This window comes from bacterium, assembly GCA_018830565.1.
GTDB lineage: Bacteria > UBA9089 > JAHJRX01 > JAHJRX01 > JAHJRX01 > JAHJRX01.
Genome location: JAHJRX010000020.1, coordinates 36,995 through 57,102 on the forward strand (window position 1 = coordinate 36,995; position 20,108 = coordinate 57,102).

General features: G+C 33.0%; 16 protein-coding genes and 2 tRNA genes. 12 read left to right on the top strand and 6 right to left on the bottom strand.

Features of this window, described 5'->3' with window-relative positions; all coding sequences use genetic code 11:
* Positions 1 to 10 precede the first annotated feature (10 nt).
* From fusA to cimA, 6 genes are all read right to left on the bottom strand, one after another.
* Positions 11 to 2,077, bottom strand: coding sequence for an elongation factor G (gene fusA, locus KJ849_01605; GenBank protein ID MBU2599263.1), 2,067 nt, complete (start codon positions 2,075 to 2,077; stop codon positions 11 to 13).
* A gap of 475 nt (positions 2,078 to 2,552) precedes the next feature.
* The gene (locus KJ849_01610; protein ID MBU2599264.1) at positions 2,553 to 2,996 is read right to left on the bottom strand and encodes a hypothetical protein; all 444 of its coding nucleotides are present in this window, start codon (positions 2,994 to 2,996) and stop codon (positions 2,553 to 2,555) included.
* Positions 2,974 to 3,393: a hypothetical protein gene (locus KJ849_01615; GenBank protein ID MBU2599265.1), complete on the bottom strand. Its 420-nt coding sequence runs from the start codon at positions 3,391 to 3,393 to the stop codon at positions 2,974 to 2,976. Before KJ849_01615 ends, KJ849_01610 begins: the two co-directional genes overlap by 23 nt.
* 47 nt (positions 3,394 to 3,440) lie before the next feature.
* Entirely contained in the window at positions 3,441 to 4,841 is a 1,401-nt protein-coding gene (locus tag KJ849_01620) for a hypothetical protein (GenBank protein ID MBU2599266.1), read from the bottom strand.
* Positions 4,842 to 7,493 (bottom strand): valine--tRNA ligase, encoded by a 2,652-nt coding sequence (locus KJ849_01625; protein ID MBU2599267.1) that lies wholly within the window; start codon positions 7,491 to 7,493, stop codon positions 4,842 to 4,844.
* On the bottom strand, positions 7,490 to 9,067 hold the full coding sequence (cimA, locus tag KJ849_01630; protein MBU2599268.1) for a citramalate synthase: 1,578 nt from the start codon (positions 9,065 to 9,067) through the stop codon (positions 7,490 to 7,492). The genes KJ849_01625 and cimA overlap by 4 nt, the downstream gene beginning before the upstream one ends.
* A gap of 470 nt (positions 9,068 to 9,537) precedes the next feature.
* On the opposite strand from cimA, the gene fliS reads away from it, so the two are divergent.
* The 12 genes from fliS (at position 9,538) to KJ849_01690 (ending at position 19,707) form a co-directional block, all read left to right on the top strand.
* On the top strand, positions 9,538 to 9,915 hold the full coding sequence (gene fliS, locus KJ849_01635) for a flagellar export chaperone FliS (GenBank protein ID MBU2599269.1): 378 nt from the start codon (positions 9,538 to 9,540) through the stop codon (positions 9,913 to 9,915).
* 24 nt (positions 9,916 to 9,939) lie between these two features.
* Positions 9,940 to 10,398 (top strand): hypothetical protein, encoded by a 459-nt coding sequence (locus KJ849_01640; GenBank protein MBU2599270.1) that lies wholly within the window; start codon positions 9,940 to 9,942, stop codon positions 10,396 to 10,398.
* 11 nt (positions 10,399 to 10,409) lie between these two features.
* Positions 10,410 to 10,733 (top strand): hypothetical protein, encoded by a 324-nt coding sequence (locus KJ849_01645; GenBank protein ID MBU2599271.1) that lies wholly within the window; start codon positions 10,410 to 10,412, stop codon positions 10,731 to 10,733.
* Between the two features lie 19 nt (positions 10,734 to 10,752).
* Positions 10,753 to 10,828 (top strand) — tRNA-Phe (locus tag KJ849_01650).
* 80 nt (positions 10,829 to 10,908) lie between these two features.
* Positions 10,909 to 10,980, top strand: a tRNA-Thr gene (locus tag KJ849_01655).
* A 132-nt stretch (positions 10,981 to 11,112) separates the two neighbouring features.
* Positions 11,113 to 13,059 (top strand): PASTA domain-containing protein, encoded by a 1,947-nt coding sequence (locus KJ849_01660; GenBank protein MBU2599272.1) that lies wholly within the window; start codon positions 11,113 to 11,115, stop codon positions 13,057 to 13,059.
* Positions 13,060 to 13,280: 221 nt separating this feature from the next.
* Positions 13,281 to 14,789 carry a DUF115 domain-containing protein gene (locus KJ849_01665; GenBank protein ID MBU2599273.1) on the top strand — a complete coding sequence of 503 codons (1,509 nt, stop codon included), beginning with the start codon at positions 13,281 to 13,283 and terminating at the stop codon, positions 14,787 to 14,789.
* Complete coding sequence (locus KJ849_01670; protein MBU2599274.1) at positions 14,786 to 16,582, top strand: DUF115 domain-containing protein; 1,797 nt, start codon at positions 14,786 to 14,788, stop codon at positions 16,580 to 16,582. Before KJ849_01665 ends, KJ849_01670 begins: the two co-directional genes overlap by 4 nt.
* Before the next feature lie 113 nt (positions 16,583 to 16,695).
* On the top strand, positions 16,696 to 18,432 hold the full coding sequence (locus KJ849_01675; GenBank protein MBU2599275.1) for a DUF115 domain-containing protein: 1,737 nt from the start codon (positions 16,696 to 16,698) through the stop codon (positions 18,430 to 18,432).
* A gap of 1 nt (position 18,433) precedes the next feature.
* Complete coding sequence (locus KJ849_01680) at positions 18,434 to 18,961, top strand: HAD hydrolase family protein (GenBank protein MBU2599276.1); 528 nt, start codon at positions 18,434 to 18,436, stop codon at positions 18,959 to 18,961.
* 282 nt (positions 18,962 to 19,243) lie between these two features.
* Positions 19,244 to 19,462, top strand: coding sequence for a type II toxin-antitoxin system HicB family antitoxin (locus KJ849_01685; GenBank protein MBU2599277.1), 219 nt, complete (start codon positions 19,244 to 19,246; stop codon positions 19,460 to 19,462).
* A 5-nt stretch (positions 19,463 to 19,467) separates the two neighbouring features.
* Complete coding sequence (locus KJ849_01690) at positions 19,468 to 19,707, top strand: type II toxin-antitoxin system HicA family toxin (protein ID MBU2599278.1); 240 nt, start codon at positions 19,468 to 19,470, stop codon at positions 19,705 to 19,707.
* Positions 19,708 to 20,108: the final 401 nt, after the last annotated feature.

A 20,108-nucleotide genomic window follows, 5' to 3' on the forward strand; every position in this document is an offset into this window, starting at 1 on the left:
TTTACCTCCTTTATTCTTCCTCTTTTTCTTTTTTAGATTCACTAATAATTTGTTCGGTAAGATGAGGCGGCACTACTTCATATTGGGCAAACTTCATGGTATGCCTTCCTCTTCCTTGGGTAACCGAACGTAAAGTAGTGGAATATTTATACATCTCGGCTTCTGAAACTAAAGCAGTGACTACTTGAAGCCTATCTTCTGAACTCATTCCTAATATTTTTCCTCTTTTGCTGTTTAGATCGCTGATAATATCACCCATGTATTCTTCAGGAACATAAACTTTTACTTCCATAATAGGTTCTAACAAGACTGGATTGGCTTGTTCAAAAGCTTTCTTAAAAGCAAAGGAAGCAGCAATTTGAAAAGCAATATCAGAAGAATCCACGCTATGATAAGAGCCATCATATAAAGTAACCTTAACATTGATAATAGGATAGTTGGCTAATATTCCTTTAGATAAAGTATCTTTAACTCCTTTCTCGATAGCTGGAATATATTTAGACGGAATAGCTCCCCCAAAAATCTTATCAACAAATTCATAAGTTTGTTCTCCATATAAGGGTTCTAATTCTAAAAAAGCATGTCCATATTGGCCTTTTCCTCCAGATTGCTTCTTATACTTGCCTTCTCCTTTAGCGGTAATTTGAATAGTTTCTCGATAAGCGATTCTTGGTTTACTTAATTTTACTTCTACTCCAAACTTTTCTTTTAACTTGTGGATCATTACTTCTAAATGGACTTCTCCCATCCCATAAATTAAGGTCTGTTTTAGCTCGTGATCATGCTTTATTACAAAAGTAGGATCTTCTTCTGTGAGCCTACTTAGCCCTAAGCTCATTTTCTCCTGATCAGCTTTGGTCTTGGGTTCAAGAGCCATAGAGATTACCGGTTCTGGAAAATTAATTTTATCAAAAACTATAGGTTTACTATGATCACACAAGACATCAAAGATAGAAGCATTCTTTAGTTTAACAAAGGCAGCAATATCGCCGGCTTCTACTTTTGGGGTATCTTCCCGCTTTTTACCATTAACCCAACAAATTTTTCCTACTCTCTCTTTTATTCTTTTAGTGGCATTATAAACTTCGCTATTGGCATTTAAAACCCCAGAAAGTACTTTAAAATAAGTAAGTTCTCCGATATGAGGATCGGTTTCTACCTTAAAGATAAGAGCTGAAAAAGAATCATCAGGAGTCGCTTTTCTTTCTTCCTCTTGATTGGTAAGGGGGTTAATCCCTTTGCTATTCTTTCTCTCGATAGCCAAAGGCATAAAATCTGAAATAAGATCAAGTAATTTATTTATGGCTATATTATTAAGAGCACTTCCACATAATAAGGGAGTAATGCTTCCTTGTTTGATGCCTAATTTTAACCCTTTAAAAATTTCTTCCTTGGTCAGTCCTTCTCCTTCTAAGTATTTTTCTGTTAATTCATCATTGCTTTCGGCAATCTTTTCTATTAATTTATCCCGGTAGGCTAAGGCTTTGCCTTTTAATTCGTCTTTTATTTCCTCTTCTGTTACTTTACCATTTTGATAGATCAGGGCTTTTAAGTCTATTAAATCTATAATTCCTTTAAAATCACTGCCTTCGCCAATAGGTAGTTGCAACAAGACTACTTGGGGTCCAAAAGAATCTTGGATATTTTTTATTTTTTCATAAAAGTTAATATTCTCTTTGTTTAATTTATTTATAAATATAACTTTGGGAATTCCTTCTTCATCGGCATACTTCCAAACTAATTCTGTACCAACTGTTACTCCTGAAGTAACATCAATCACGATAATAACTGATTCTACTACGTTAAATGGTCTTCTAATTTCCCCAATAAAGTCTGTATATCCTGGAGTGTCGATAATATTTATCTTGCTATTATTCCAGTTCATCATAGCCAAAGTTGACTTTATGCTGATCTTTCTCTTGATCTCTTCAGGATCAAAATCAGTAAAACTACTACCATGATCAACTCTTCCCAATCGATCTATAACTTTACCATTATAAAGCATGGCCTCTACTAAAGATGTCTTTCCTGTCCCTCCATGGCCACCAATCATTATATTCTTTACTAAATTAGCCATATCTCTCCTCCCCATCTAAAATAGTAAGTGTTTAGTAAGTGTTTATAGTAGTTATTAACGAAAACCGGACATAGGAAATAATACCGAGCAATAAAAGATAAACTTGTTTGCCCTCAAATTAATTTGCTCTATGTCAAATTTTCATTAATAAGTGTTATATATGCAATCTGATAAATAACTTGACATAATAGTTGTATTTCCACCCCCTAACCCCCGCCAGCGGGGGACAGCCTCGTGGATGTCCGTTGTTTCGTTGCCTTTTTCGGACAGGGACAAGCTTATCCCCCGCTGGCGGGGGTTAGGGGGTGGATTTTCCCTACGAGGTATGTCAACTTAATTAATGGATTGCATATAATATAAATAGTATCTAAACACTTACTAAAATATAATAACCTTATCTCTTTGTCAAGGTAGAATTCAGCAATTTGATAAGGCCTTGATTATAAAATTTCCCCTTAGCTAAAGTTACTGATTATTAATACATAGAAGAGATTTTAAATTTAACTATCTTACTTTCTCCATATGACTTACCTACTGTAACTTTTAAGACGGCCACATGAGAACCTACTCCAATGGCACCAACACTAAGATTACCGGTGATACCAGTAAGTAAATTCTTTCCATCTATCTCCCACTTATAAGCATTCCATTCGGTAACATCTCTTCCATCTTTATATTGTGCTCTTCCTGAAAAAGGAATTTGGAAAACAAATTCTATGATAAAATTTTGTTCTTGATTAGGATCTGGTTTATCAATATAAACATTAAGATCTTGTTCTTGGGTCGTTTTATAACTTGGATCATAAGGATTAGAACGTTTTAAGTTACCACAGTTATTTAATAAAATAACAAAAGCTACTAAAAAAGTTAGTAAAATTAGATAATATCTTTTAAGTTTAATAATTTTTAATGGTAACATTGATAGAATTTCTTCCCACATTCCCGTCATCATCAGAAACTTCTAAAGTTATAACATGCTTTCCGTAACTCTTAAGAAGAATTCCCCGTAATTGAATATTGTTACCCTTGCAACTTCCAGCGTCTATATTTGATTTCCAAGTATATCTACTACTATCTGTTATTATTCCTTCTTGTGGATCTTTGGCCGTACCACTATAAAAACCATCAGTATATAGTATTTGATTATCCTTAGGATTAGTAATAGTTACCCTTGGTCCTTCAAAGTTATTGGTGCTTGGGTCATGAGGATTTTCTCTTTTTATATCTCCACAAGAATAAAGAAAAAAAGTTAGTAAGCAGACTAAAAAAACTTTTCTAGACCTAATCCACCCAAATAACAATCTTAATCTGGTCATAATTTATCCAACCTTAACTATCGGTTACAGAAGGTAATTTGCCTTCTTTAAGGTATCACTTTGAAAATACACTTTTTGTCTAAACACCATAGATAAAAACCATCAAAAACTAATCCACTTCCCAAGGAGGTAGGAGCAGGATAAGACTCTAAAATACTTCCATCTTCAGGATTAATTTTATAAAGAAAATCATTCTTATACTCTAAACACCACAAGCACTCACCATCCCAAGCAATACTATAAGTTTCGCTCTCTGGAGCACGAATTTGATGTAAAATAACTCCATCTTTAGTATCTATACGATAAATGATACCAACTACCTCATCGCAACACCATAATGCTTCTCCATCATGAGCTAAGCCACTAATCCAACGATTAGGAGCAGGAATTTCAGATACGACCATTCCTGTTCTTGGATTAATTTTATAAATTTTACCTTCTTTTTTATCGGAATTCCAAAGATAACCTTCTCCAAAGGAAAGTCCGGCAGAATCCTCTCCTGGGGCAGGAAAAGAATATCTTTGATCCCCAGTTAAAGGGTCTATCTGGTAAATTTTCTTTTCAATAAAATCACTATACCATAAACTATTTCCATCAAAAGCTAATCCCGAAGGAAAGGAAGTAAGAATTTTAAGACTAGAAATAACGGTACCACTTGCGTATTCAAAATGTTCTTTTTGAAAATAAGAAGGATAGCCTTCTTCCTCTGTTGTCTTTTCTTTAGCCGGTATAGGCGGGGCTTCTTTAGCCAACTGATCTAAATCTTTATACGACTGTCTTTTTTCTAAGATAGAATAAATAGACCAAATCTGATGATAAGGATCGGGATAAGGGGAAGGCAAGATATCTTTAGATGGTATTCCTATCTCTTCTTTGGGTTGTTCTTGGTAGTTAGAGACAACCTTTTTTTCCGGCATCATTCTTTCCTTATCTAAGCTCTTTTTTTCCTGATCTTCGTCTTTTCCTAAAGATAACTTACTAATATTTTGAGCATCCAAGAAAGCATCTAAGATGCTCATTCCCATAATACCAAGAGCTACCCAAAAAAGAGAATTCCTAGTCTTATAATTATCGTTAGCTTGATTGAACCATTTATCAAAAGTTTCTGGATCTGTCCCTGGCGGTAAACCTTGATATGTTTTATAAGAATCATCATACTTCAGATGAAAGATAAGGGCCGTCGTTAAAGAAAGAACATAGAGACTTGCCATGACTAATCCTTTGGCTCTTTTTTTATTATAAAACTGTCCCATACCGGGAATTAAAGACATTAATCCTACTTTAAAAGGACTTACTTGTTGGTGGATAACCAGCTCTTTTTTTTCTTTAGAGCTTACTTCTTGGGAAATAAGGCTATTCTTTTTCTTGTTATAATACTTAGCCAGAGACTCCCCCGGAAAAGAAATAAACAATAAAAAGACTAAACAGAGAGAAATTATCTTCTTCATTTATAAACTCTCTTCCACCACCCTTAAATGACTACCGAAATGGTCTCTTTTTAGTAAAAGTTCTTGTTCCAGCTCTTTTTGCTTTTTAACTACTTCTTCCTTAGCCTTACTTAAAAAGTCTTTATTACTTAATTTATCCTTAATCTTAGATAATTCTTTTTCTATGTTTTGGATTTCCTTTTTAAGCCTTTCTTTCTCTTTCTTAAAATCTACAATTCCTTCTAAGGGTAAATATATTTCTAATTCTCCTAAAGCCGTAGAAACTGAAGATTTAGGTTTTTTGATATCTTCTCTTATTTCTAATCTTGAAATAGCAATCAAAGTTTTAAGATAATGGCTATAGTTCTGGAGTAAACTTAATTTTTTTAAATCTTTGGTTTTTAGCACTAGATCGACTGATCTTTTGGGAGATATGCCAACTTCCCAAAGAAGATTCCTAATTAAAGATATGACTTCTTTTAAATAATCCATATCTTGAATTGATTCTTTATCTATTAACCACGAACAAGACTTTGGCCATTGGCTGATCATAATGCTTTTTTCTTCTTTTCTCACGGGAAGACTCTGCCAGATCTCTTCGGTCAGAAAAGGCATAAAAGGATGAAGAAGCTTTAAAGTATCTTCAAAAACCTTTAATAAGACTAACTGGGTTTCTAACTGATGCTCACTCTTTAAATTTATCTTAGCAATTTCTATGTACCAATCACAAAATTCGTGCCATAGAAAATCATAAATAGCTTGAGAAGCTTCATTAAATTGATAGTCATCTAAACTCACCGTTACTTTCTCAATAAGCTGATTAACCTTACTTATTATCCATCTATCGGCTAAAGTTAAATTTGAAGGAAGGTCAAGTTTGATTTCTTTAAAAGAGTTTGTATTAATAAGAATAAATCGAGCCGTATTCCAAACCTTATTACAAAAATGTCGATACCCTTTAATTCTCTCTTCGGAAAGGAGAATATCTCTACCTTGGGCAGTCATAATTGCTAAAGTAAAACGTAAGGCATCAGTCCCAAATTTATCTATTACCTCGATAGGATCAATCACATTACCTGAAGATTTACTCATCTTCTGTCCGTGGGCATCTCTAATTAAAGCATGGAGATATACTTTCTTAAAAGGAACTTTTTTCTGAAATTTCAAGCCCAGCATAATCATCCTGGCTACCCAGAAAAAAATGATATCAAAACCTGTTGACAAGACCGAAGTAGGATAAAAAACCTCTAAATCTTTGGTCTTTTCAGGAAAGCCTAAAGTTGAAAATGGCCAAAGAGCAGAAGAAAACCAGGTATCTAAGACATCTTCTTCTTGTCTTAAGTTTTTACTTTGACAATAAGGACATTCTTTAAGATCAACTCGGGAAGCAATAGTTTCTTGGCAGTTGTTACAATACCAAACAGGAAGACGATGTCCCCACCAAATTTGCCTTGAAATACACCAATCTTTAATATTATCCAGCCATTCAAAATAAGTCTTTTCCCATGACTTAGGAATAAATTCTACCTTATTTTCTTTTACCGCGGTAATAGCTGAAAGAGCTAACTCTTTCATTCTTACAAACCATTGCTTAGAAAGGTATGGCTCTACAATAGTCTGGCAACGATAACAATGTCCGACCGCATGCCGATAGTCCTCTATCTTTTCAATTAAGTTTATCTCCTTTAAATCTTCTATTAATTTAGCTCGAGCTTTAAAACAATCTAAGCCTTGATAAGAACCAGCTTGGTGGTTTAAAGTAGCATCTTTATTTAAGATATTAATTACTTCTAAACGATGCCTCTTTCCTATCGCAAAATCATTAAGATCGTGAGCTGGAGTTACTTTCACCATGCCCGTTCCAAAAGAAGGATCAACAGAGCTATCAGCGATAATAGGAATTTCTCGTTTTAAGATAGGAAGTAAGACATACTGACCTAATAAGCTTGAATATCTTTGATCATTAGGGCTTACGGCTACCGCGGTATCTCCTAACATTGTCTCTGGACGAGTAGTGGCTACGACTATATATTTTTGCCTATCATAGACCAAAGGGTACTTAAGATAATAAAGTTTCCCTGAAGTCTCTTGATGTTCTACTTCGATATCAGATAAAGCGGTATGACAACGAGAACACCAATTAACAATATAGTCACCTTGATAAATAAGACCCTCTTCATACAAAGAAACAAACACTTCCCGAACCGCCATGGAAAGACCTTCATCCATAGTAAATCTAAGGCGGGACCAGTCACAAGAACATCCTAATTTTTTTAATTGGAAGATGATCTGATCTCCATACTTTTCTCGCCATTGCCAAACCTTTTCTATAAATCTTTCCCTGCCTAATTCTTCTCTCTTTATCCGATCTTGCTTTTCTAATTCTTTTTCCACTCTATTTTGAGTAGCAATGCCAGCATGATCTGTTCCAGGAATCCATAAAGCATTATATCCTTGCATCCGTTTAGTTCGGATAATAATATCTTGTAAAGTGTTATTTAAAGCATGACCCATATGAAGAGAACCAGTAATATTTGGTGGAGGAATGACCATCGAAAAAGGAAGTTTTAAAGAAAGATGGTCAGCTTTAAAGAAATCCCCTTCTTCCCAATATTTATACCATTTCTCTTCTACCTCTTTAGGTTCATAAGTCTTAGAAATTTCCATAATCATCCCTGCTCTTTCTTGGAAAGGACATACTCAAGACTATCAGCTAAAGCTTTATAACTAGCTTCGATAATATTCTCAGACACTCCTACTGTTTCCCAGGTATCTTGTAAATTACTAGATTCTATCAAGACTCGAACTTTAGCGGCTGTTCCTTCTTTAGTATCTAAAACCCTTACTTTATAATCAGTTAAGTGAATTCCCTTGACGATAGGATAAAATTCTTCTAAAGCCTTTCTTAAAGCATTATCCAAGGCATTTACTGGCCCATCTCCTTCAGCAACCGTATATTCTTCTTCTCCTTCTACCTCTAATTTTACGGTAGCTTCAGAGACAAGTTTCCCATCCCTTTTTTCAATTATTACTCTAAAGCCTTTTAATTCAAAGAAGTTGCCACAAAGTCCTACTTTCTTTCTCATTAACAACTCAAAAGAAGCATCGGCCCCTTCAAACTGATAACCTTCATCTTCCATCTTTTTTAAAACCTTTAGAATATTAGCTACTTCTGGACCATCTTTATCTAATTTAATATTTAGTTCCAAAGCTTTCTTCAAGACGGTAGATTTTCCAGCTAATTCTGAGATTAATAAACGTCGATGATTTCCTACCACTTCTGGATTAATGTGTTCATAGGTTTCCGTACACTTATTAATCGCATCTACATGGACACCACCTTTATGAGCAAAAGCGCTAATCCCTACATAAGGTTGATGAATAAAAGGGGAAACATTGGCTACTTCAGTCACAAATCTTGACAGCTCAGTTAATTTTTGTAACTGGTCGTCATTGATCCAATCAATTCCTAATTTTAATTTCAAATTAGGAATTACCGAGCACAAATTAGCATTTCCACATCTTTCACCATAACCATTAATCGTTCCTTGAACTTGAATACACCCAGATCTTACGGCTGAAATAGTATTAGCTACCGCCATTTCGCTATCATTATGGCTATGAATCCCTAAAGGCATACTTAATTTACTCCTTACTACTTTAACTATCTCTTCTAATTCAAAGGGCATCGTGCCGCCATTAGTATCACAAAGAACTAAAGTTATACATCCGGCTTCTTTGGCTACTTTTAAAGTTTCCAAAGCATAGTCAGCCTTAGATTTAAAAGCATCAAAAAAATGTTCGGCATCGTAAATAACCTTTCTCTTTTTTGAAACCAAGTAAGAAATAGAATCTCTTATTAATCTTAAATTTTCTTCTAAAGTAATCCTTAAAGTTTTAACTACATGGAAGTCCCAACTCTTTCCAAAGATAGTAAGATACTCACATTCTGTATCAATCAAAGCTTTAACATTAAGATCTTCGTCTACTTTACTCTTAGCGTGTCTGGTGCTTCCAAAAGCTACAAGGTGAGCCTGTTTAAGTCTTAATTTTTTTACTTCCTGGAATAACTTGATATCTTTAGGATTTGAGCCAGGCCAACCAGCTTCAATAAAATTTATGCCAAATTCATCTAACTTCTTAATAATCTTTAACTTGTCTTCCAGAGAGAAAGAGATTCCTTCTGACTGAGCTCCATCTCGAAGAGTAGTATCGTATAATTCTATCTTCATCTTTACATTCCTCATACCAAATTATAATTTAAAAATGGTTCATTCCAGATTATGATGTAGGCAAGTAATCTCTTGAAAGGGTTGCCTCGAAAAGGGTATGATAACTCTCTAAATCTCCATTAAGAAAGGAGGGCGATCCAGATAGAGGCAACAGATAAATTATATTACAAAGCTTTTAAGATTTCAAGGATTTTATGTAAAGAGTATAGAGATAGAAAGGGATAAGGATATAGAGAAAGTTATCTAAAAATTATCTATGAAAAGGGTTAAAAACAAGGATAGGTATAGCTCGAGTAACAATGAGGTCTTAAGTAAGCCTACAGTCTTCTTTAACTACTTTTTTGCAAAAAAATAATTATAAAACTTTTTACTTGCATAATATCTTAAATCTTGCATAATAACTTAATTACTTGCATAATATTTTAAATTTTACTTGCATAATATCTTAAATTATGATAATTACCTTAAAATAAGAAGGGGGAGTTTTGCCTAATCCTTACGAATCTTATCGTCAAACAAGAATTTCCACAGCTAGTCAAGGGCAATTAATCTTAATGCTTTATGACGGAGCCGTTAAATTTTTAAACTTAGCCAATGAAGCTATCCCAAAAAAAGAGTTTATGACGGCTAATACTAATATCATAAAGAGTCAAAATATCATTACTGAGCTTATGGTTTCCTTAAATATGGAAGTAGGAGAGATTGCCAAAAATCTTTATAGTTTATATGATTATATGAATCGTAGATTAATCCAAGCTAATATAAAAAAAGACCCTAAGATAATAAATGAAGTAAAAGGCATGCTCTTGGAACTTCGAGAAGTATGGGATCAAGCTATCAAGAAAACTGGTGGTAAATATTAATTGTTTGGGTCATGTATTTAAGTTATGCTCGGTGATCAAAGTAATTCTGCTTTATATAAATCTCTCTCTTTTGTCATTCAAGAAGAAATAAACAAGTTAAAACAGGTTTTTGAGATAACTTTAAAAATTGAAAAATCACTTCAAGAAAATGAACCTAACTCCTTAGAAGATTTAGTTTATAAAAGGGGAGAATATATCCAATTTTATCTCCAACTAACTAATCAAGAATTAGCTTTAAAAAAACAAAATCAGGAGGTTGAATTAGAAGATTCGAATATTTCTTATTTAAACCAATTAAAAGAAGATTATCTTAGGCAAATTAAAGAAACAGAATTAAAAGCAGAAGTTTTGTTAAAACAACTAATGAAAGAAACTAAAAAAAACTTGACTAATATTTATAAATATAGAGAATTAAGAAAGACATATGTTAAAGAGAGCGGAAAATTTTTTAACGAAGCTTTCTTTATAGATAAGAAAAAGTAAGGGGTGGAGCCATGAATATTGATAAAAGTACTCTCAAAATTAAACAAGAAGATAAGAATGTTACTTCTGAAAAGACTGTAGCTTCAAAACCAAGCTTTAAATTTAAGGAAAAAGTTATCGAAGAAACAGATCTAAAGAAAAGGTCTAACAAAGATAAAATTTTAGATATTGCTGAAGAAAATTTACTAGCTTCTCAATCAAAATTGGCTGATACTGAAAAGGCTAAAGAATTATTAGAAAGTATTCAAGGGCAAATATCAGAAAAATCTAATCTAGTTTTTAATATTCATAGTAACATAAGAGAAAGCGATCTCTCCGATATTCTTAGTAGTTAGCTTAATTTTTTATTTAACTGCCGAGATAGCTCAGTCGGTAGAGCGCAGGACTGAAAATCCTGGCGTCCCCAGTTCGATTCTGGGTCTCGGCACCATTTTTGCATATAAAGGTGGAAGGTGATACAAAAAGGTAGCTTTTACCTTAAATAAACACTTTTCCACCTTTTTTATTTTTGCCGGTGTAGCTCAGGGGAAGAGCAACTGATTCGTAATCAGTAGGGCGGAGGTTCGATTCCTCTCACCGGCTTAATTTAAAAGTAAAAGTAAGAAGGCGGAAAGTATTAGGAAAGAGGAAGAAATATCTTTTCATTTCTTAACTTCTTACTTCTTGCTTATCAACTAAATTAGAGAAATTTTAAGCTTTAAATAAGCAACTAAGATGAAAAATCAAAAAATCCGTATCTTGATCTTTTTTGTCATTATCTTCTCTCTCTTTGGTGGGATAATTTTTAGATTAGGCTATCTTCAACTTTTACAAAATAAAAAGATGGCTAAGTTAGCCATATCTAACTACTTAAAAAAAGAATCAATTGATTTAGAAAGAGGAATTATTTACGATCGCAATATGAAAGAATTAGTGGTAAGCATTGAAACTGACTCTTTATATGCGCATCCCCAAAAAGTTATCCTTAAGGACCAAGTAGCTGCCCTCCTTTCTCCTTTATTAGAAATGCCTAAAGAAGAAATATTAGAAAAGCTTTATAAAGATAGTCCTTTTGTCTGGTTAAAAAGAAAGCTAAATAAAGATATTCCTAAAAAAATAGAACAATTAAATTTAAATGGCTTGGGCTTTATTAAAGAATATAAAAGATTTTATCCTAAACAAGAATTAGCTAGTCAGTTAATTGGTTTTGTAGGTTTAGATAATCAAGGATTGGAAGGGATTGAGCTTTACTTCGATCAACAATTAAGGGAGACAGGAAAAAAGGTTGAAATTACTAAAGATGCTCTCGGTAGAGCAATTTCTCTCAAGAAAGGCCTACCTCAAGTTTTTAGTGGGTTTAATATGGTGTTAACCATTGAGGAAGTTTTTCAAAATATCTGCGAAGAAGAATTAAAGGAGGTTTGTAAAAACTCTCAAGCTATTAGCGGAACTATCATTATTATGGATCCTAAAAATGGAGAAATCTTATCCTTAGCTAACTATCCTTCCTTTAATCCTAATTATGCTGCCAACTCTTCCTCTTGTTTATGGAGAAATCGAGCTATTACCGATACCTTTGAACCTGGTTCTACTTTTAAAATATTTACGGCAGCCACTGTCTTAATAAATAGAGTGGTTACAAGCCACGACTTCTTTGAATGCCAAGGAAATACAGAAATTGCTGGACGTAAAATTCGTTGCCATGAATCTCATGGAAGATTAACATTTGAAGAAGTAATTGCTAATTCCTGTAATGTAGGAATTATAAAAAGTGCAATGAGGCTTAATAAATACGACTTCTATCATTGTTTAAAAAAATTTGGATTTAACAATTATACTGGTATTAATTTACCTGGCGAAAGAAAAGGAATACTTTTACCTCCTCGAAGGTGGAGTAAACTTACTTTAGCTAACTTTGCCATTGGTCAAGGGATAACCACTACGGCTATTCAATTAACTGCTGCTGTTTGTAGCGTAGCTAATGGAGGCTTTTTAATGAAACCTCTAATTGTAAAAAAGATAATAAATTCAAGAAATGAAATTATCAAAGAATACCAACCTACTTGCATTAGAAGAACTATTCCTCCTAATGTAGTTAAATATCTTACTTCTATCTTACAAAAAGCAGTTTCCGAGGGCACCGGTAAAAAAGCTAAGGTTATGGATTATCCTATCGCTGGAAAGACAGGAACTGCTCAAAAAGTAGATCCAGTTACAGGAACATATACTAGAAATAAGTTTTTGGCTTCTTTTATTGGATATCTTCCGGCAGATAATCCAAGATTACTAATTTCCATCTTTATAAACGAGCCCAAGGGGCTTTATTATGGAGGAGAAGTAGCAGCTCCTGTCTTTAGAAAAATAGTAGAAAAGATTTTAGCTTATAAAAAACCATACTTTCTCGACAAAGATCCAAGCTATGAGTACGTCAGGGCAACCAAAGACAATCTGTCTTCTTTAAGAGAAAAAGATAACCTTCCTTTAATTAATGATTCCTTAAACGAATATATTATGCCAGATGTTCACGGAAAAAGTATGAGAATGGCATGGAAGATCTTATCTTCTTATCAAGTCAAGCTTAAATTTTACGGCCGCGGAGTAGTAGAAAGTTCTATACCTAATTCTGGAGAAAAACTTGTTCCTGGTCAAGAGATAAAGATTTGGTGCTCTCCAAAGATTTAAAATTTTAACTTAAAAAGAGAAATAAGAGGTTAATGAAGAGAATTAAACTTGAGCTTAAGATTAAGACTTATTTTATTACAGGACTATTATCACTATTTGTTTACTTATTATAATTTGAATTATAAGCATTTTCTTGAAGATATTAAATAGTTACTATCTAACAATTTCCTATGTCTAATTTTCGTTAATAACTACTATTTGAGATTTTAAAAAACACTTATATGTACTATGAAAAAAATATAACTTTATTAAGACAACTTTATCCTTATCTTTATGAAAAATTAAAAGAATTTTCTACCCAAGATCTCATTATCTACAACTCCCGGATACAAGCTCCTACTTTAAGCATCAAAAGACAAGGTAGAGAAATATTTCTTCATAGTCAATACAATCCCCAAAAAGAAGCTCAAAGGCAAGTAAGTGCTCACTCTTTATCTCTTGGAGATAAAGTAGTTCTCTTTGGTGGTGGCTTAGGATATTTCATTCCAGAAATCTTAGCTAAGATTACCTCCGCTGGAACTTTGCTGGTTATTGAGCCAAATCTTTCAGTATTTAAAGTAGCTTTGGAATTAGTTGACTTTTGGTCTTATCTCTCTAACCCTCAACTGGTATTTTCGGTCAGCGATAACTTAAAAGAGATCACAAAAGATCTCCATAATTTTCTTAAAAAGACTCCTCCTGATAAGATTAAGATTGTTATCCATCAACCTACCTTAGAAAGTCTTCCTTCCTCTCTCTCTGGTCTTGAAGAATTTTTAAGAAATATTATCTTGTCACGTAAATCTTCTCAAGTCTTTACCCCTCTTTTAAAGAAGAATCTCTACCTGAATACTAAGTATATTATTGAAAGCCCTGGAGTAGCGGAGTTATTCTCTAAATGCAGCCATCTGCCTATCTTCGTAATTTCTGCTGGCCCTTCTTTAGATCAAGAGACCTGTCTCTTGTCAAGGATTCAAAGTCAAGTAATTATTATCTCCGTCGGCACAGCCTTAAGACCCTTATTAAATAACGAGATTGTTCCTGATTTTGTAGTCATTACTGATGCCCAAGAAGCTGTTTTGGAGCAATTTAAAAACCATCTTCACCAAGAGATACCTTTAATTTTCATTCCCACCGCTTATCATGGAGTAATTAAAGAGTATCAGGGTAAAAAAATTGTGGCTTTAATAAAAGATGAATTTTCTTTAGAGGATTTAAAAGATTTATGCCAATTAAAAGGTGAAATTGAAACAGGAGGTTCTGTAGCTACAGCTAGCTTAGATCTAGCTATTCGGATGGAAGGAAATCCTATTGTTTTAGTAGGTCAGGATCTTTCTTTTCCTTCTTGTAAGCCTTATGCTCAAAATACTTATCACTTTGACCAGAGCTTAAATAGCCTTAATAAATTTACTACCTTAGAGATGATTTATCGGGAAAATGCCAAGAGAGGAGATCTTCTTGAAATTCCTAATATCCACGAGGAAATAACTATTACTCATCGTAATCTTTTAATTTACTTAAGATGGATTGAAAGTAGAATAAGAAGGGAAAAAGATAAAATATTTATTAATACCTCAACTGAAGGAGCTAAGATTAAAGGCTCTATCAGTTTAAGTTTAAGAGAGGTTTACGAACGTTACTGCTTGAAAAAGATCGACAAGGATATAACTTTACCTAAACCAATTATTCCTGAAAGCCAATATCAAAGATGGAAGATGGCGCTGGAAAGCTTAGGAGGAGAAAGACTATGAACTATTATCTTCAAAATATTAATCTCCTAAAAAATAAAGATCCAGAATTAGCAACCAGACTTGAAGACCTTTCTTTTAGCAAGGGCAAAATTTTTATTTCAGAAGATCTTTCGATGAAGGATGAGGATTGCGATGTCTTGGTAATCTTTGGTTTTGGCAATGGCAGCCAGGTTAAAGAAGCCATTAAGCATGCTTCCAAAAAGATTTTAGTCTTAGTCATTGATCATGATATTGCAAATTTTAAAAACATTCTTACTCTCTACGACTTGAAGGATATCTTCAACCACGAAAGAGTGAGCTTAGCTATTGGTGAAGAGCCGTTAAAAGCTACTCGAATACGGATGGAAAATTATTTTCAGGTAATAACGATCAAGGATATTATCGTGATTGACCTTTATAAAAACCAAGTAAATCCAGCTTACTATCAAGAAATTATAAAACACTTAAATGAATCTATAAACGCTTCTCTCCAAAATATTGCCACGATGTCTGAGTTTGCCTCTCTTTGGGAAAAGAATATCTTAGCCAACATTAGTTATTTAGTCTTAAATCCAGGTCTTAACTTATTAAAAGATAGCTTTAAAGACTTTCCAGCCATTATTGTTTCAGCTGGTCCTTCTTTAGATAAAAATGTAGGTCTTTTATCCGAAGCTAAGAATAAATCCTTGATTATCTGTGTTGATACTGCCTTAAAGACACTCCTTGCCCATAACATCAAACCTGAGATCGTTGTTTCTATTGATCCTAAAGAAGAAAACTTTAAACACTATCAAGGCTCAGGGATAGAAGGAATTACCTTAATTACTGAACCAGTAGTGTCATCCCAGATATTTTCTTTATTTAAAGAAAACCTGATCTTTATCACCAGTTATGGTCATCCTTTAATGATGTGGATAGAAGATATTATTGGCTCAAAAGGCACTTTTCCAGTAGGAGGGTCGGTAGCGACTACAGCTTTTAGCATAGCCAGAGAATTAGGGAATAACCCCATTATCTTTATCGGGCAAGATCTTTCTTATAGCAAGGACAGAGTTTATTCTAAAAACACTTTCTATATGGATAACTGGATAAATTCTATGGACAAGTTTTTGACCTTAGAAACGATAACGAGAAACTATCTTCAAGAATATAATCTTATTTATGTAAAAGGTAATTACGAAGAAAAGGTTTTAACTAATAGTCAAATGGCCTCGTGGGCTAAGTGGTTTAGCCATCAATTTAAAAACACCAAGTCTTTGTGTATTAATGCTACCGAAGGTGGAGCTAAGATAGAAAACTGCGTTACTATGTCTTTAAAAGAAGCTATAAATAATTACTGTCAGCAGATCCAAGATCCTAAAAATATTCTCCAAGATCTTCATCGAAGGTACAAGACTCCAGATATTGATAACCTTATCAAGAAGATAAAAAAGGTTTCCGATGATTATTTATTAGCCGAATATTATGCTCAACAAGCCATAGAAACAACTAAGCGCTTAGAAAAGACTTCTCAAAATCTCCTTTCTCAAAAAGACAATTTTTCTCAAAGAGAACTAAATTTATTGCAACACATCAATATGCTCTATGGAGAATTAAAAGTGATGGAGAATGTGCTGATGATTTCACGTTGGCATCTTGACCCTTTATTAATTAAGTTAAATTCTATCAGAGATAGTTCTTTAGGCGGACAAATAGAGATATATAATTTATTCTTTCAAAAGATCTTAAGTATTAGTCAAAATATAAACAGTCAATTTTTAAAAGCTACGGAAATACTCCAAAATATAGTAGTTATTAATGAAAATTTGACATAGAGCAAATTAATTTGAGGGCAAACAAGTTTATCTTTTATTGCTCGGTATTATTTCCTATGTCTAGTTTTCGTTAATAACTACTATAAAAAGTAACTTAATTATTAAGGGATTACATGGACTATTATCATGATAATTGCTTACTTTTAGCTAAAAAAGAACCTTTGCTGGTAGAAAAATTAAAAGATGTACCGGTGGAAGACTCTTGCCAAGAAATTAAAGGGATCGTCTCTTTTGGATCAAAAGAGATTAAGGAGGCTGACTTATTGGTAATATTAGGCTGGGGAATGGGTCTTTGTTTGGAAAGCATTCTAAAGTTATGTTCTCCTAAGACATTTATCTTAGTGATTGAAGAAAGCCTTAGTCGTTTTAAGGATGTTCTTTCTAAAAGAGATCTCTCGGTTATCATAGAATGCGAAAGAATAAGTATCTCGGTAAATGAAAGCCCATTTATAGCAACTTTACTTCGATTAGAAAGATATTTTTCTGTCCTTACCTTCAAAGAAATGTATGTTATCGAGCACCTTCCTTCTATAAAAGAAAATCCTAAGTATTATCAAGAAGTAGAAGCTAAATTAAAAGAAGCCCTATATATGGCCACCGTTAATGTAGGTACTTTTTTACGTTATGGTGCTATCTGGAAAAACCATATCTTAACTAATTTTCCTCTTATCTTAAAACATCCTGGAGTAAATTGCCTAAACCATAAATTTAAAGAATTACCTGTTATTATTGTTGGCGCTGGCCCTTCCTTAGATAGAAATATTACTACTCTTAAAGAAGTTAAAGATACAGCTCTTATTATTTCTACTGATACAGCTTTAACGACCATGCTTAAAAATAAGGTCCTACCACATCTTGTTATGACTGTAGATGGTACTATCAAGAATTTTACTAAATGCTACCAAAACCTTGATATTCCAAAAAACATCTTTCTAATCTCAGATTTAATGGCTTATCCTGAAACATTTTCTAAGTTCTCTTCTGAAAAGATATTTATCTTAAACGATGGCCATCCTTTACTCCAATGGTTGGGAAGATTTGCAGGTTTTGATAGCTATATTCCCCGAGGAGGAAATGTATCTACGGCTGCCTTTAATTTAGCTTTAAGATTAGGCAGTAAGACTATTATCCTCATTGGTCAAGATCTCTCTTTCCCGGGAGGAAAATTTTATAGCCAAGGAATTGTAAAAAAGACAAGCAGGTATTTAAAAAATAACTTAGACTCTTCTCAGTTAATGGAAATTCAAGATATATTTGGCCATAAGTTGACTACTTCCAGGACACTCTATGGTTTTATTAAGTGGTTTGAAAATCGGATTGATCACCTTGATATTGACGGCATAAACGCCACTGAAGGTGGAGCTAATATCCAAGGATTTAAAAATCTTTCTTTAAAAGAAGCTATCAAAGATTACTGTCTAAAACCTTTTCCTATTTACGAAACCCTTCAAAGTCTATCATCTAACTTTCAAAAACCAGTAATTTCTCCTCTTTTAGAGAAAATTAATCAACTTTCAGAAGAATACCAAATGGTAAATATTTTATGCGACCAAGCTTTAAATATCATCAAAAGATTTCTTTTTGATTCATTGAATAGTTCTTACTTTAATAATCTTCTCTGGCGCTTAAATGACCTTAAAAAAGAGATTGTTAGTCTTGAAAATTTTATATTTTGTGAAAGATTTCAGATGGAACCTTTAATTCACCAATTAAGTAATCAAGAAGAAGATATTCCTTTTTTAGAAAAAGTAAAAACCATCAAGACTATCTTTTTTAGGCTTCAATATATAAGTAAACATACTCTTTTCTTGCTTGAAGATTTAAAAATGGCATTTCAAGGGACTATCTAAGATGAATGAATTGAAAAAGCGATGTCAAAAAATAAAGCTTTTAGCGATGGATGTAGATGGGGTAATGACTGATGGAAGGATGGTCTTAGATAGCCAAGGCAATGATCTCAAGATCTTTAATGTTAAAGATGGAGTAGGTATTGAATTATTACATCAGAGCAGCATAAAGACTGCTATTATCACTAGAGAAATCAGTAAAATTGTCACTAACAGGGCCCTTAAATTAAAGATTGTTGATGTTTATCAAGGAATGCATGAAAAAGTAGCTGCTTTTAAAGATCTATCTAATAAATATCAAATTCCTTATCAAGAGATAGCTTATATTGGCGATGATCTTCCTGATATTCCTGTTCTTAATTTAGCAGGACTTAGCATTTGTCCAGAGGATGCTATTTTAGAAGTAAGAAAAAATTGTTATTATATCACCAAAAAAAGTGGAGGACAAGGAGTAATTAGAGAAGTTGCAGATTTGATCTTAAAAGCTCAAGGGAAATTTAATTCTACTATTAAAGACTATTTGAGATTATAATAACACAACGTTCAGCTATCAGCTAAAGGGGTTGACCGTACAAGATAGGAGGTGTGAAATCATTAGAATTGCTGCGTCAAGCCAAAACTTGATGCCAGGGGTATTCTTTTAAAATTAATGATTCCTTATCTTATATTAATACATAAATTATGAGAAGGTTTTTTAAAATGGTTGAAATATTAAAAAGAAGTTATCCAAAGAGAAACTTGTTTATTCCAGAAGTCTTATCTGCGACTAATGCCAGACAGATATTCTTCTTATCGAATTAAGGAGGTTATTTTTATGAGACAGTATAAAATTATTATAGAGAAACATTCTGATGGATATGTGGCTTATCCATTAGGATTTAAAGGTGTTGTTGTTGGCGAGGGAGATACCTACGAAGAAACTCTTTCTGATGTAAAATCTGCAATCAGTTTCCATATCGACACCTTCGGGGAAGATGTTTTTGATGTCGAACCACCAATACTCGAAGCATTCGTTGCTGAGGCAAGAGTATAAGACTTATGATGAAATTTCCTATTGATGCACCAAAACGAAGAGTAATAAAAACTTTTGAATTATTAGGTTTTCAGTTGGTTCGAGAAAAGGAACATATTTCTATGGAACGAGAAAATTCTGATGGAACTAAAACTCCTTTAACCATGCCAAATCATTTAAAAATAAAAGCTTTTACATTAAGAACAATTTGTACTCAAGCAGGAATTCCAAGGGATGAATTTCTTAATGCTTATGAAAGAACTTAATACCAGTAGGTGGTCAAGTAATTGTTTCCCTTACTGATTATCGATTACCAAAGTTTTACTTTAGATGATAAAAGTGTTATCAGGCATCTGGATTACCAATAAAGCGGGTATGGATTTTTAGTCAATTTTGGCTAATTCCTCTAAAATATAAAATGAGAAATCATTATCAAGCCAAAACTTTATTGACAAAAAGATTAAAATTAATTACTATCAATAAAATAATAATTAATCTTAGGATAAGGGTGCTTACCAGCTAAACTAATTAAGAAAAGCACTTTTTTTAGATGTCAATGAAATTTATTTAATTCAAGATAAGATAAGAAATGTATCTTATCTTTAACTGCGATGGGTTATTTAGCTTTTTTTTAGATGTCAATGAAATTTATTTAATTCAAGATAAG